The organism is Sinomicrobium oceani (genome assembly GCF_900119185.1).
Classification (GTDB): Bacteria; Bacteroidota; Bacteroidia; order Flavobacteriales; family Flavobacteriaceae; genus Sinomicrobium; species Sinomicrobium oceani.
Genome location: NZ_FPJE01000022.1, coordinates 1 through 15,280 on the forward strand (window position 1 = coordinate 1; position 15,280 = coordinate 15,280).

The 15,280-nt window shown below is 45.1% G+C and carries 10 protein-coding genes; 4 read left to right on the plus strand and 6 right to left on the minus strand.

Annotated elements, in window-relative coordinates:
* On the plus strand, positions 1-125 hold a 125-nt coding region (locus tag BT112_RS22125), incomplete at its 5' end, for a transposase (RefSeq protein WP_139276284.1).
* Positions 126-674: 549 nt separating this feature from the next.
* Here the strand turns inward: BT112_RS22125 and rplS are convergent.
* From rplS to BT112_RS16740, 6 genes are all read right to left on the minus strand, one after another.
* Positions 675-1,025, minus strand: coding sequence for a 50S ribosomal protein L19 (rplS, locus tag BT112_RS16715; protein ID WP_072318531.1), 351 nt, complete (start codon positions 1,023-1,025; stop codon positions 675-677).
* A 121-nt stretch (positions 1,026-1,146) separates the two neighbouring features.
* The gene (locus BT112_RS16720) at positions 1,147-2,259 is read right to left on the minus strand and encodes an efflux RND transporter periplasmic adaptor subunit (protein ID WP_072318532.1); all 1,113 of its coding nucleotides are present in this window, start codon (positions 2,257-2,259) and stop codon (positions 1,147-1,149) included.
* 60 nt (positions 2,260-2,319) lie between these two features.
* Complete coding sequence (locus BT112_RS16725) at positions 2,320-5,592, minus strand: efflux RND transporter permease subunit (protein ID WP_072318533.1); 3,273 nt, start codon at positions 5,590-5,592, stop codon at positions 2,320-2,322.
* A 21-nt stretch (positions 5,593-5,613) separates the two neighbouring features.
* Positions 5,614-7,020: a TolC family protein gene (locus BT112_RS16730; RefSeq protein WP_072318534.1), complete on the minus strand. Its 1,407-nt coding sequence runs from the start codon at positions 7,018-7,020 to the stop codon at positions 5,614-5,616.
* Between the two features lie 246 nt (positions 7,021-7,266).
* Complete coding sequence (locus BT112_RS16735) at positions 7,267-8,595, minus strand: sensor histidine kinase (protein WP_072318535.1); 1,329 nt, start codon at positions 8,593-8,595, stop codon at positions 7,267-7,269.
* Positions 8,592-9,275, minus strand: a complete 684-nt coding sequence (locus BT112_RS16740) for a response regulator transcription factor (RefSeq protein ID WP_072318536.1) — start codon at positions 9,273-9,275, stop codon at positions 8,592-8,594. Before BT112_RS16740 ends, BT112_RS16735 begins: the two co-directional genes overlap by 4 nt.
* Positions 9,276-9,667: 392 nt before the next feature.
* Between BT112_RS16740 and BT112_RS16750 the strand changes: the two genes are divergently transcribed.
* The 3 genes from BT112_RS16750 (at position 9,668) to BT112_RS16760 (ending at position 15,264) form a co-directional block, all read left to right on the plus strand.
* Positions 9,668-10,252, plus strand: coding sequence for an RNA polymerase sigma factor (locus tag BT112_RS16750; protein ID WP_072318538.1), 585 nt, complete (start codon positions 9,668-9,670; stop codon positions 10,250-10,252).
* Between the two features lie 360 nt (positions 10,253-10,612).
* Positions 10,613-11,572, plus strand: coding sequence for a FecR family protein (locus tag BT112_RS16755; RefSeq protein WP_072318539.1), 960 nt, complete (start codon positions 10,613-10,615; stop codon positions 11,570-11,572).
* Positions 11,573-11,670: 98 nt separating this feature from the next.
* The gene (locus BT112_RS16760; RefSeq protein ID WP_245777059.1) at positions 11,671-15,264 is read left to right on the plus strand and encodes a SusC/RagA family TonB-linked outer membrane protein; all 3,594 of its coding nucleotides are present in this window, start codon (positions 11,671-11,673) and stop codon (positions 15,262-15,264) included.
* Positions 15,265-15,280: the final 16 nt, after the last annotated feature.

The window sequence follows — 15,280 nt, forward strand, 5'->3', positions numbered from 1 at the left end:
TAAACAGAAGTACCAATGCCTCAGCAGAATCCTTTAATGCCAAAATAAAAGCCTTTAGAGCACAATTTAGAGGGGTGAAGAATACTGAGTTTTTCCTATTTAGATTATCCAGAATTTTTGCGTAGTCCACAACAAATGGGAATGATCCCGGATACTGCAAGGGGCGGTCAGAGAAGGCCATCCGGAATAAGGACAAAAACAAAAGCCATATCAGCGTATTTCGCGTTGACATGGCTTTCGGAAATCATTGTTCGGGTCTTTTTGTCCCCCGGTATTTTTCCGGGTTTGCAAACTCCTGTTGCCTTTCCGCTCAATAATTTCTCCCGGGAAACAAACAGTCGAACTGTTATTGGTGTTTCCCTGGCATTTTTAAACGTCCTACTCGGATATACAATACTTTTGTCCATCCTTCCGGCATAAGATTTTACTCTTAACTTTCTGTCAAACCCTTGTACTGTATATCACAGCAGTAGTTTTTCGAGACGTTGCTTAAAAATTACCTTTAGTACAAGAACCTTTTTGCATTCAAGGTCGTATAAAAGTACAAAAATAAAAGAAGAAAAAAAAGAAAACAGGGAGTTAAAAATCAACAGTTTATGAACTGTACTTATTAACAATAGTTCATAAAAAAAGGCCATCCTGGGATGACCTTTAATACTTTCGGTAAGGGTAAATTAGCCTCGGATCTCTTTAATCCTTGCTTTCTTACCACGAAGACCTCTGAAGTAGAATATACGTGCTCTTCGTACTTTACCTTTTTTGTTTACTTCAACTTTCTGAAGGGCAGGCATATTGACAGGAAAAATACGTTCTACACCTACAGTACCGGACATTTTACGGATAGTAAAGGTTTCGGAAGCACCGCTACCTCTTCTTTGAATAACTACTCCTTTAAAAAACTGCGTACGGGTTTTTTCACCTTCTTTAATTTCATAATACACAGTAATCGTGTCTCCGGCTGAGAATTCCGGGAAATCTTTTGTTGTAACAAATTCGTCCTGGACAAATTTTACCAGATCTTCCATGGTTATATTTTTTATAAAAAACGGTTTCTTCAAAGCAACATTCACGTCTCTCGCCAGAGGTTGATTTGAAATCGGCTGCAAATATAGATAATTATTTTAATAGAAACAATGCCGGTTTTATTTATTTGATAACCGGATACCCTTCTACATCGGCCTGGTTTCTAAACTCTTCACTTGCCCGTAAGATCAACGTATCTTTTTGATGAAGCTCTCCGAAAACCTCTGTTTTTCCGTTCCCGTTACCTCCGACGGCCACCGGGACCCAGATTATTTTTCCGTCGGTAAGTTTCACGACATACATACCTTCGGTAGAATTCAGGACTGCGGAAGACGGGACTACGAAAGATCCCGGTCTCGATTTGACGGGAATGGATACCTCGGCCACCATGCCGGGGAGGAGTAGGTTCCCGTGATTTTCGACATCCATTTCCGATCGCTGGGAGCGCAGACGGTTATCGAGTGCACCGGCAAGCCGGGAGACTTTAGCTTCGAAATGAAGGTTAGGCAGGGATTTAACGGTAAACGATATGGTGCTTTGTGGCGAAAGGTAACTGATGTACCCTTCGGGAACATTGACGACCAGGCGAAGGTTTTTCTGTTCGTGTAAGGTAAATATGGGTTGCTCGGAACCTCTTCCGGAAGGCCCTACATACGCGCCCGGGCTTACATTGCGTGCGGTAATAACCCCGTCGAACGGAGCTTTGATCTGCAGGTAATCCCGGTTGACGATAATCTCTCGGTGATTGGCCCTGGCGGCTTCCAGTTGTGCGAGATCCGATTCCTGTTGTGCAAATGCGATATCCAGATCGTTGCGGGAAACTGTTCCGGGGGTTTTACTGGTTTCCAGCAACCGGTTATATGTGGCTTTGCTGGAGATGTACACAGCTTCGCGCGACTTGAGGCGCGATTCGGCTGCTGCCAGTTGCGAATTGATCTCCGGGGCTTCGAGTACAGCCAGTAATTGCCCGGTTTTTACCTCATTGCCGATATCGACTTTCAGGGTTTTGATAAAGCTGTTGACCTTGGCATAGAGATCCACCTCCTGGTAGGCCCTGAGTTCTCCGGGAATGCGTATGGTGGAAGACAAACTGTCGGGCGACAGCAGAAATGCTTCGGGACCATCTGCGGAAGTGGTCTCCTTCCCGTTGTTTTTATCGGTATCTCCGTGTCCGCATGCTTGCAGAATAAGCATGAGGCACAGCGTGATGAGAAAAGAATGATGGGTACGTTTCATAGTGTAACGAATAAAGAAAAAACGTGATATTTTATGATATGGATACTGCATGTTGCGGTGTTATTTGGAGAGTTTTGTATAGTGGATACTCGCTTCGTCTTCGGGATCGAGCGAAGGGCTTTGTGTGGAGGCTTTGCCTTGTCCCCAGGCAAAGGCCAGCGGCAACACGAGCAACGCTGCGAAGGTAGAGGCTGCCAACCCGCCGATTACGGCTCTTCCCAGGGGAGAAGACTGATCTCCCGCCTCACCGATCCCGATAGCCATGGGGATCATCCCTACGACCATGGCCAGGGCCGTCATGAGTATGGGGCGCAGCCGCAGGGCTGCAGCCTGTTTTGCCGCAGCGAAAGCATCGCCCGACTCCATACGGATCTGTTCGGCATTGGTTATCAGTAAAACAGCATTGGAAATGGATACCCCCACAGACATGATAATCCCCATATAAGACTGCAGGTTCAGTGTAGATCCGCAAAGCATGAGCAATACCAGCGATCCCAGGAGTACGGCAGGGACCGTAGCCAGTACGATGGCCGATACGCGGAACGACTGAAAGTTGGCCGCAAGCATAAGGAATATGACCACAACGGCTACGAGAAGGCCGCTTTCGAGACTACTCATTGTTTCCTCCATGGTGTCACTCATCCCGATGAGATCTACCTGGAGCCCCCGGGGAAGTTCGCCCATGGAAGCAATGGCTTTTTTTACATCTTCTGCAGCACTGGCAAGGTCTTTATGATCTGTATTTGCTGTTACGGTAAGTGTTGGCATTGCCCCGAGATTATCCGTTTCGCCATAACTATGTCCTTCGGACAGCGTGGCTATATCGCCCAGCACGGGCCTGGAGGCATTTTGTTTTAGGGGAATCTCCAGGATTTGTTGCTGATCTGTCATCTTGTTCTCCGGAACCTGCACCTGTACGCTGTAGCTGTACCCGGCTTTTTCGTCGATCCAGACGTTTTTTTCCGTAAAGCGCGAGGATGATGTGGATGCGATCAGGGAACGGGAAACATCGTTGATATCTACCCCGAGCTGTGCAGCCCTTACGCGGTCTATATTAATGCGAATGGCGGGGTAATTGATGGATTGCCCGATCTGAACATCACGCAGGTAGTCGATCTTTTTGAGAGTTTCCACCATTTTTTTCGCATATCGTTCGTTAAGTCTTTTGTTCCTTCCGGAAAATCGAACTTCAATAGGAGTAGGTGAACCCTGGCTCAGTATCTTATCGGTAAGTTCGATGGGTTCGAAGGAGAGTGTCATTTCCGGGGTAACCTTGCCTGCCATTTCCCGTATACGGTCTTTAAGAAGGTCCATGTCTTCATGGGCGCCTTCCTTAAGGGCTACCTGGAGAACAGACTCATGCGGACCTGCCACCCAGAGAAAAATGGGGCTTATGGAAAATAATTGCGGATGAAGCCCTACGTAGGCCGAGGTGATCGCCACATGCTCTTTGCCGACGAGATCTTCGATACCCTTTATCAGTTTTATGGTTTCCTTTTCATTGCGTTCTATACGGGTGCCGTCGGGCATACGTAATCTCACCTGAAACTGACTCCCGTTGACTTTTGGAAGTACATCACGGCCAATACTATTAAGGAGGAGGAAAGCGAGCAAACCGATGATGATCACATATCCGCTGACAATGACCTTGCGATAAGGAAGCATACGCTCTATAAAACGCAGATAGCGCATCCGGAAACGTTCGAAACGGCTGATGCGGCCATCCCGGTTACTGTCTTCGCGCTGTACCAGTTCGGCTTTCTGGTTCCAGGTATTGGATTCTCCTTCCGCATTGAGACCGGCCAGGGTATACGCTTCCGTATCCGTGAGCTCCTCACCACCGGGATGGTAATGGTGCTTTACTTTCATCAGCCAGTTGGCCATGATCGGAACGAAGGTCTGGGCCAGGAAATACGATATGATCATACTGAAACCGATGGCCAGTGCCAGCGGCAGGAAGAGCGACCCGGGGATACCTCCCATGGTAAATGCGGGGGCAAACACAGCAAGAATACACAACAGGATAAGTAGTTTCGGGAAGGCGATCTCTTTACAGGCGTCCCAGATAGCCAGCGCCTTGGGTTTCCCCATGTCCAGATGCTGGTGAATATTTTCTATGGTTACCGTACTCTCATCAACCAGGATCCCTATGGCCAATGCAAGGCCGCTCAGGGTCATGATATTAATCGTCTGTCCGAAAAGATTCAGGAAGAGAATGGCAGAGATCACGGATGCCGGTATGGTCAGGATAACGATAAGCGCACCCCGGATATCTCCGAGGAACAGCAATACCATAAGTCCGGTGAGAACAGCACCGATAACACCTTCGTGCAGCAGGCTCTCCACAGAATTCATCACATAGGCAGACTGATCAAATTCATAACTGAGATGTACGTCTTCGGGCAGTTGCTGTTGTATGCGGGGAATAGCCTTTTTGAGGTTTTGTGTGACTTCCCACGTAGAGGCATCCGCACTTTTGGCAATACTGAGGTATACCGATCTGCGTCCGTTTACCAGGGCGTACCCGGAAGTGACATCCGCACCGTCTTCGACCGTAGCCACATCCCTGAGATAGATATTGCCGACACTACCCTTGAACAGCGGAATGTCTTCGAAATCTCTGATGGAACGTATGGTGGTATTGGCCGGGGTGATATAGTTTTTATCTCCTATCCGGACATTACCGGAAGGGGCGGTCTGATTGTTCAGGCGTAATGCCTGTACGAGCTGGTCGGGCGTCATGTTTTGCCGGCGGAGCAGTTCCGGATCGGCTTTAATTACTACAGTTCTGACATTCCCTCCGAAAGGAGGCGAAGAAACCAGACCGGGAATAGCGGTGAAAGTAGATCTGACGTAAATATTGGCCATATCCAGCAGCTCGTTATTGCTCCGTTGTTCACTGCTCAGCACCAGCTGTCCTACAGGTAGCGTGGAAGCATCAAAACGGATGATAAACGGCGGGTTGGAGCCGGGCGGAAAAGCAGCCTGGATACGGTTGGAGAAGGCACTGACTTCGGCGGCGGCCTGTGCCATGTCGGTACCGGGATAGAAATTGATCTTCATCAGGGTGAGTCCCTGGATATTTTTTGTTTCAATACTCTTTACCCCGTTGACGAAGAGAAAGATGTTGATGTAGCTTTTGGCGAAAAAGGATTCCATCTGCTCCGGTGTATATCCTCCGAACGGATGAGAGACGTAGATCACCGGCATATCGAGTTTCGGGAATATATCTATTTTAATATCGTTGACCGCTTTGATCCCGAAAAAGAAAAGCGTAATGACCAGAACGAGAATGGTAATCGGTTTTCGTAAGGCGAAACGTATCAGATTCATGTTTTTTTTTGATATAGGTGGTTATAACTGGTCTTCGAACAAACTGAAATCTCCTGTGGCTGCAGCTTTCAGTAACAGGGCCTGCCAGACATTGTTGTAAGCGATATCCCTGTCGGTTTCAGCACGTACAAGGGCATACAGGGCCTGGGTGACCGTATTGAGGTCGGTCAGCCCGTTTTCGTACAACACGGTCTGGCGGTGATAGGCCTGTTGGGCGGCATCGACCTGTACGGGGGCTTCCCGGTAGTTGTCCAGTGCATTGCCGATCTTTTGTTCCGCATAGTTCAGTTGCGCTTCAATTTCCTGTTCACTGCGTTTGTATTCTTCCCGAAAGGCCTGACTGATATATTTCTGGGCTTTTACCCGTTGCGATCCCCGGAAGGGTTCCGTAATATTCCAGTTGATCCCGATACCGAGGAGATAATTACTTCTGTTGGGTTCTATGCCGTCCCAGTAGTTTTGGGTAAAGTTTCCCGTGGTAGCATAATCATGAAAAAAACCCGAACCTCTGGTTTGTATAACACCGACGAAGTTTACCGAAGGCAGTAATGAAGCTTTGAGAAATCGGGCACGGGCATCACTGTATGCTGCACGGCTTTCATACCATTGTAATACGGGATGTTCTGCATGTTTCAGGGGGGCTCCCTCAGGATTAAAAGTCATTGGAATCCTTGAAATAAAAAGGGTGTCAGGTTTAAAGTCGCGCGCAACGACCCCCATAAGAACAGCGAGGTTATTGCTTTGTTCCTGCCTGTAATCTATGGCTTTGGTCAGTGTGATTCTGGCGTTGGAATACGCGGCGTTGGCCTGGAGCGAATCAACTCCGGCAATGAGTCCGCTTTTGGTACGTGCTGCCACGATATTGCGAAAGGTTTCTGCGCGTTCCAGGTTTTTCTCGTAAGACAGCATAAGCTGCTGGGCGGCTACAACCTGAAGATAAGCTGCTGCGACTTTTATTTTATGTCGGAAGATTTCCTGTATCCGGTCCCTGGAATCCCGCGCTGTGGCCGCGGCCGCGGTACGGTTTCGTTGCCGGGCTTTACCGAAGGCAAAGACTTCCCAGTTAAAACTCGCGAAGTACAGGGAACCGAAAGCTGCATTCCAGTTTTCTTCTTCGTAAACCGGACCGGAAGAGGCCAGTCCGGATCCTCCGAAACCGAAAGAAGGACCATAAAGCCCGTTTATGGTTCCGTAATCGTTACGGGCACCGAGGTTTATGTCGGGAAGATAAGCCCTGTGTGCCTCTTTTTCCAGGCTTTGTGTGGCTTTCAGATAAGCATTTTTGGCTTTGATACTTCCGTAATTTTCTACAGCGAGGGAAACGGCTTCCCGCAAAGGCAGTATTTCCTGTGCAGAAACCGTGGAAAGCACGGAAAAGACCAGTAAAAGAACTAACTTTCCCTTGTCAGGGAGGTAAACGTTGTACATTACGAATGATGATTAATATGGTTTTGGAACCGTAAATGAAAAACATCATTCTGAAGTAAATTTGAAGAACCTCGGGTCTGCAGGAATTTTTAGGGAATTACGGTTTTTTTATCGCAATTTTTGATGATTTTGAAACAAAACGAAAGCCCTTTTGCCGGATACATCGTCTCCTTTTTTTGTACGATCTTCGGTAAGATATCTTTCGCAGCGGCATTAAAACCATAAGAACTTTCTGAGATTTTCAGATCAGGAAACAGCTGCCGGAATATGCAGGTCTTCTTCCTGCTTTTCGGGAAGTGCTTCCTTGTTTTCTGTGTGTTTGTTGAAATATATACTAAGGGTGTGCCATCCTTTATTATAGGTGTATGTGACCGTGAAATGATGTAACTGACATATTTGTTTCACGATAGAAAGCCCAAGGCCTATACCGGAATTGCACTGATCCCCTTTTTTAAAACGCATAAAGAGTTCTTCCGTGGGAATAGCCGGGGGTGTACCGGTGTTCTGCATGATCAGCCGGTCGCGGGTAAGCGATATTTTAATATGCCCGTTTTCGTTGTTATGCCTGATGGCATTACTGAAGAGGTTGGATAAGAGTATTTCGGCCAGAACCGGATGGATTTTAAGAGGTACCTGATCCGGAAATACCGTAGTGACCTGTAGTTTTTTGAGGGCCGTACGCTCTTCGTAGGTGTGGAGTACTTCCTGGCAGGAAATTCTGAAATCGAGTAATTCGGAGGTGTCGAATTCGTGATTTTCCAGTTTGGTCAGGAAGAGCAGTGATCTGTTGATCAGGGAAAGTTTGTCTATAGCTTTGTACATTTCCTCAATGAGCCCGGCCTGGGATGCGTCGATCCTGGTTTCGGTCAGGAGTTCCATTTTGCTTCTCAGTACCGCAAGGGGAGTCTGTAATTCATGCGAGGCATTTTCACTGAATTCTTTTACGGAAGTATAGTCTTCTATAGCTTTATCGGTCATTTTCTCCAGGAATATGTTGAGTTCCCGAAATTCCTTCGTATTGGTATGTTGCAGTCGGAGTGGTGTTTTTTCTTTGATACTGAAGTGCTTGATGGCTTTCATCGTATGGCGAAAAGGGGTAAAGATATACCGCGAAAGTATCCGGGCACACAACAGCAGGGACAGGATAACCAGTAACATTTTCCAGAATATGGAATGTAGCATTCCGGATAGGATCTCATCGGCCTTGGTGACGTAGTCGTAGGACGATATCTGGTAATTTTGCCCGGCTATCTGGTAATAGGAGTTTACCCGGATGAGGCATTCCTTTTTGCCGTTTTCATCAGTATGTTTGTAGCTTTCCTCTATTTGCACCCGGTTTTCAGGTAGCGGAGCGTTTATTTTCCGGATTAGGATAGGGCGTCCCTGGGTAAATTGGCTATCCGTATTTCCGGCTTTCAGAAGAACGGCTGCCTGGTCGTTAGCTGCGGTCATTCGGTTTATTTCGGCCTGATCCATGGCCTTTTTAATGTTGAGCAGTCCGATATACATGCTGATAGGGGTGATGAGCAGCACCACGCCGATAAACCACAGCGATATTTTATTGAGCAATTTCATATTCCGGAAGTGTTAAACTTGTATCCCAACCCGTATATGGTTTCGATGTAATCGGCCCCGCCGCATGCACTGATCTTTTTCCGAAGGTTTTTTATGTGCTGGTAAATAAAATCGAAATTGGGCAGATTATCGGTATAATCGCCCCAGAGATGGGTGGCGATGGATTGCCTGGATAGTACCCTGTTTTTATTGACGATGAAATAATGCAACAGGTCGAATTCTTTTGGGGTCACTTCCAGTCTGGTATTACAGACAAAGATTTCCATGGTGTCCGTGTCGAGCGTAATTTCGTTGCAGGCTATCAGGTTGGTGCCATCTGTTTTTTTTCTGCGGTACACCGCCCGTAGTCTTGCATGCAGTTCGGGGAGGTGAAATGGTTTGGTAATATAATCATCTCCCCCGCTTTCGAGTCCGGATATCTTGTCGTCGAGCGCATCTTTTGCGGATACGATAAGTACTCCGCTATTGATTTTTTCGAGTTGTATAAAACGAAGCAGATCCAGTCCGTTACCGTCCGGGAGCATGATGTCCAGAAGGATACAGTCGTAACTGTAAGACAACAGTTTTTCGCGGGCACTGTTCACACTGTCCGCACATTCACAGATAAATCTTTCCCCGACAAGAAAATCATTAAGACTTTCCGAAAGCTCTTTGTTGTCTTCTACGATGAGTACTTTCATAAGTTTTTCTTCTCAATTAATAACATAGATATATCACATACCGCAAGTTTGCGGAAAGCAGAAATATTTATGGACGTCAGAAGGTGTGTTAATGCCGTCATCAGTACAGGAATACACAGGGCTTATCCCGGGATGGTTTACGGCAGAAAAACAAAAAAGTAAAGTTAAGTTAAAAATTATTACCCCCGGAATAAAGTCGGGACTTATGGATTTTCGAAACAAAAAATATAGTTCTTCACCTGTTTTTGATAAAAAAGAATCTATTTTTGTAATCTCTCAAATTGCTCCATGATGTTTTTGCTAAAAAAGATAGTACGAAAATGAGATAGCAATATTAAGTTTTTCGTAGTTTTAAAAACCGGAAAAAATAGCTGTTAAAACAGGTTTCTCCATTGCGCAAAACTAACACAAATAATCTGATTTTCCTGGTAAAACGGGGAGACGAGAAAGCTTTTGAAACACTGTATCGCCTGTATGCGAATAATCTGTTTCTCATTGCGAAATCTTATCTCAGGGATGATTTCTCCGCGGAAGAGGTCGTACAGGGGGTTTTTATTTCTTTGTGGGATAAACGGAAAGATATTCGCGTAAAGGATAATATCGGAGGGTATCTGTTCAAAATGACCAAAAACAGGTGCCTGGATATCCTGCGCAAACCGAGAAAAATTATTTCCATAGAGGATGAAATCCTTTTGGAGGAAGACAAGATCAATTTTAAGGCCCTTCAGGATGAAGGAGCTTCTTTCCTGCTCGAGGAAGAACTGGAAAAACGCATAGAAGAAGCAGTAGCATTACTTCCCAAAACCTGCAAGATGGTTTTTCTGAAGACCAAGGTAGACGGGCTGAATTATAAAGAAACGGCGCGGGAACTTGAAATTTCGGTGAAAACAGTAGAAAGTCATATGACCAAAGCCTTGAAGCATATGCGCTTTCACCTTAAAGAGTTTATGTGTATTTTCCCCTTCTTCGGATTATAGTGCTATAGGGAATCACTGGTATTATATATTTTTATATTTACACTCCGCTTTGAGTTTCTTCTTGGTGTAACCGGGCCGGAAATACCGGGGTCCTACTTCTTTTTATAACGCTACATCTTATCTATGCCGTTACCGGAAGAAAGTTATCGTTGAAGCACTTACCATACGATTCTGAAAATATATCATGAAGCGGGATAAACAGGGTCCATATTTCCAATTGTCAAAAACCCCCTCTCTTTTTTATAAAATTCTGAAAATTCAAGGTTTTTAAAGAAAATCCTGAAAAAAGTAAAATTAAACTCAGGGTGGATGATCTTTTTAACGTCTTATTAATATAAACTTAACACATTTTGTAAAAGTATGGGGGAAGATACTTTATTAAAATATATAAAAGACGAGTTAACCGGGGAGGAAAAACAGACCGTTGTTTCCTGGATTAACAAGTCCGAAAAAAACAGGCAGCGATATGCCGTACTCAAAGCAGAGTACACGGCTTCCGGATTTAATTCGCAGGCTCTCGATGTAGAAAAGGCCTATCGCAAGGTTCGTAAGAGCGGGAAAAGAAAACAAAGAAACAGGAAAATAAGGTCGGGGATAGCTGTTGCTGCCATAGGCTTACTTGGATATTTTTTCTTCTTTACCAGGGAAACGAATATCAGCAATACTATAGTTCCGGAAAGTATGGCTATGGTCACGGTTGTGACACCGAAAGGCGCCAGTAAAGACATTGTTTTACCCGATGGTACTCATGTGGTCCTCAATGCCGACAGTGAGTTGAATTACAGCAAGACGTTCAATGACGATGTGCGGGAAGTATATCTCTACGGGGAAGCTTATTTTGATGTGGTGCGGGACACCACACGTCCGTTTATCGTCCATGCGGATGATATGAGTATTAAAGTACTCGGAACCTCCTTCAATGTACGGTCATATTCGGAAGATTCCGAAATACAAACCACATTGGTTCACGGCTCGGTAGAAATACAGGGAACTTATATATCGCCGGTAAGGTTAGAGCCCTTACAGACTGCTTCTCTCGGAAAGAGCGATAAGCAACTGGAAATAAAAAGTGTTTCGCGTGAAGAAGCTGCTCCCTGGAAAGAAGGAAAACTGATTTTCCGGGAGACACCTCTCGAAAATGTACTGGAAGATCTGGAACGTAAATATGATGTGCTGTTCGAAGTTCGTTCCGATGGTCTTTACGAATACCTCTATACGGGGACATTTGATAATCTCAGTATAGACGAAGTTCTTAGGGTATTAAAAATATCATCTCCTATTACCTATCGTAAAGAAGGTCAAAAAATAATCCTGGATTAGGATAAAAATAAAGAAGAAGGTGCGGCAACACCTTCTTCCCGTTGAGTGTTTAATTGAACTAAAACCAGTCTTGTTTAATCAAAAAAACGTTTAAAAGTATGAAAAAAAACTATCGTTTTAAACCGTTTTATGGGTATTGGCATTCTCTTGCCGCAAAAATACCCGTAGGACCAATGATCAGGGTAATGAAGATCTATGTCGTGTTAGTATGTCTTACAATCGGGGAGTTATTGGCTTCAAATGTTCGTGCGCAAAATATTACATTGCGAATGGAAAGACAGCATCTCTCCGAAGTTCTTTCGGCCATTGAAAAAAGAACCAATTATCATTTTTTCTACAATTCACGTTTAGTCGATGTATCCAAAATTGTGAGCATTAATATCGATAATGCAGCGCTTGAAGAAACCATGGAGAAGTTGCTTACCGATATGGAAATCGATTTTAAAGTGGTGAAGAATCAGATCGTACTTTTCCCTAAAGGAGATACCTATGCGGTGAAGATGATTGAGGATCTTATCAAAGAGGCCGAGGAAAAAAGCGCCCGTAAAGAAATAGAACATGTAAATACACTGCTTGCGGAAACCGCAAGAGGATTAAGGACTGCCATGCAGGATGTCGTACGTGGTACGGTTACCGATGAAGATGGTATACCGTTGCCGGGAGTAAATATTGTGGTAAAAGGTAGCACTATCGGTACACAGACTGATTTTGACGGAAAATATACGATTGCAGCCAAGCAGGGACAGGTTCTTAGCTTTTCTTATGTCGGACAAAAAACCGTAGATGTAAGGGTAGGAGCATCGGGAGTCGTCGACCTTCAGATGGAAGAGGATGCCCAGGCGCTGGAAGAGGTTGTAGTAGTGGCATATGGCGTTCAGGATAAGGAAACCATGGTAGGTTCGAATACCTCCATAAAATCCGAGATGATCGAGGACAGACCGCTGACCAACATCGCTAAAGCATTGGACGGTAATGTACCCGGTGTACAGGTAGCCACTGCTTCCGGGCAGCCCGGAAGTGGTCTTAGCGTAAGGATAAGGGGGGTATCTTCCTATAACCTTTCGAATTCTCCGCTCTATATCCTGGACGGAGCTGTTTTTACAGGAGATCTTTCCGATCTGAACCCTAATGATATCGAATCTCTGAATGTTCTGAAAGATGCATCTGCAACCTCCCTGTACGGAGCTGCAGCAGCGAACGGTGTCGTATTAATAACTTCCAAAAAAGGAGGTAAAAGGGGTAAGGGAACGTTCAACTTTAATGCGTTTACAGGGATGGTTACCAGAGGTATCCCGCAATATGACCGTGTAAATGCCGATGACTATTACGTTCTCACATGGAACTCCATGCGCAACGGATATCTGGCAAGCACTTCCGGAGCTACCATAGAGGAAGCCAATGCCTATGCTTCCAGCGAACTGATCAGTGATAATCTTAAGAACAATATCTATAATGTAGCGGATGACGAAGTTGTCTTAGACGGGGCGCTGAATCCGGCCGCTTCTAAACTCTACAATGATTTTGACTGGGAAGATGCGGTGACCCGAACAGGGATTATCCAGCGCTACGACCTGAGCTACGGAAATACGACAGATACAGGAAACTTCTTCAGTTCGGTTTCCTATAATAAAGAAGAAGGATATGCAATAAGAACAGGTTTCGAAAGATTCACAGCGAGAGTTTCTACGGACAGACAGGTTACCGACTGGCTTAAACTCGGAGTTTCGTTGAACGGAAATATCTCTCAGAGTAACCAGGCGGAAAGCGAAGGAGGAAGCTCTTATATCAACCCGTTCTATTTTACCAGGGGTATGGGACCTATCTATTCTCCGTACTTATATGATGCCGAAGGAAACCCTGTATATGATGAGGAGGGGAAACGAGTGTATGACGGAGTAGAAACCCGCGGCCGGGGTGCCGGAGCAAGTGTAGGCCGGAATGTTATTCAGGAAACATTACTGAACAGAAGGTATCTGGAAGCGAACAGTATTATGTCTCGCGTTTTTGCAGAGTTTAAACTCACCGAAGATTTGACTTTTACAACCAATGCTACCTATGATGTAAGAAATCAGGGATATGACTATTATTCGAATAAAGTTATTGGAGATGCTTATGAGACCGGAGCCCTGTCAAGAACAGAATACAAGTACACCGGGGTAACGTTAAACCAGTTATTGAACTATAAGAAGTCCTTCGGGCAGCATAATTTCGGTGCTTTGATAGGACATGAGTCTTTTGAATATAAATATGACTACCAATATCAAAGAAAAATCGAACAGGTAGTAAACGGAATTTATGAGTTTTCCAATTTTCTTACCACCACAAGCTTAAATAGTTATGATAGAAGGTTAAACAAAGAATCCTGGTTTGCCCGTTTGAACTATGATTTTGATGGTAAGTATATTGCTTCGCTATCAGCAAGGAATGACGCAACTTCCAGATTCAGTGATCAGGAGAATAAAGGTACGTTCTGGTCAGCCGGTTTGGGATGGAATATAAGCAGGGAAGATTTTCTATCCGGTATCAAAGAGATTACCTTCCTCAAATTCCGTACGTCGTACGGACAGGTGGGGAATGACGGAGGTATCGGAGCAGATCCGGGCTGGCAGGCGGATTTGAATCTGTACAATTTGGGGGGCTATTTCAACGCAGGAGAACCCGGTGTTTATTATACCCAGGTAGGGAACAGAAACCTGACCTGGGAATCGAATGACCAGTTTGATGTCGGGCTGGAATTTGGTCTTCTGGATGACAGGATAACAGGTTCAGCCGAATATTTTAAGCGAAGAACGAAAGATATGATCTTCGAAATCCCGACTCCGGGCTCTGCAGGTGTTCCCGGAAACGGTTATTATGACAACATAGGAATTATGCAGAATACCGGATGGGAGTTTTTATTGAACTTTGCACTCGTGAGACACCAGGAATTTAGATGGGATCTTTCCGTTTCCGCATCGCTGTATAAAAATAAAATGATAGAGCTCCCGCAGGAAGAAATTATCAATGGCACGAAGAGATTGGCAGAAGGACGTTCTATGTACGACTTCTGGCTGAGAAACTGGTATGGTGTAGATCCGAGTGATGGTGCCCCTCTATACGTCCAGGACCCGGAGATCGCTACTGATGACAATACCAGGGTTATGGAAGACGGAACCATGGTGACCACAGATCAGTCTAATGCGAAATACGATTATGCCGGAAGTGCTATTCCGGACGTTACAGGATATTTCACTACGAATTTCTCTTACAAAGGGTTTTACCTCAATACTTTGTTTACATATCAGTTAGGAGGAAAGATCTATGATAGTAACTATCGTTTGCTTATGGGGTCTTCCCCGGAAGGAGATGCTTTGCATACCGATATGCTCAAAGCGTGGAAAAATCCCGGAGATATAACCGATGTACCGGTAATGAGTACCCAGAATGTAGCAAGTGCTTCGGCTTTATCTTCGAGGTGGCTTTCGGACGCGAGTTATCTAACGTTAAAAACAGCAACGGTAGGATATAACTTCACTCCGGCGCAAATAGAAGGACTCGGAATTTCGGGATTGAAAGTCTATTTAAGTGCAGAGAATGTTTTCTCTTTAACAGACAGGGTAGGTCTGGAACCGGCACAGTCATTTAACGGGACGACCACATACCGTTATACGCCATCAAGAATACTTGCATTGGGACTTAATTTGTCATTCTAATTGTAAAAAAATTTAA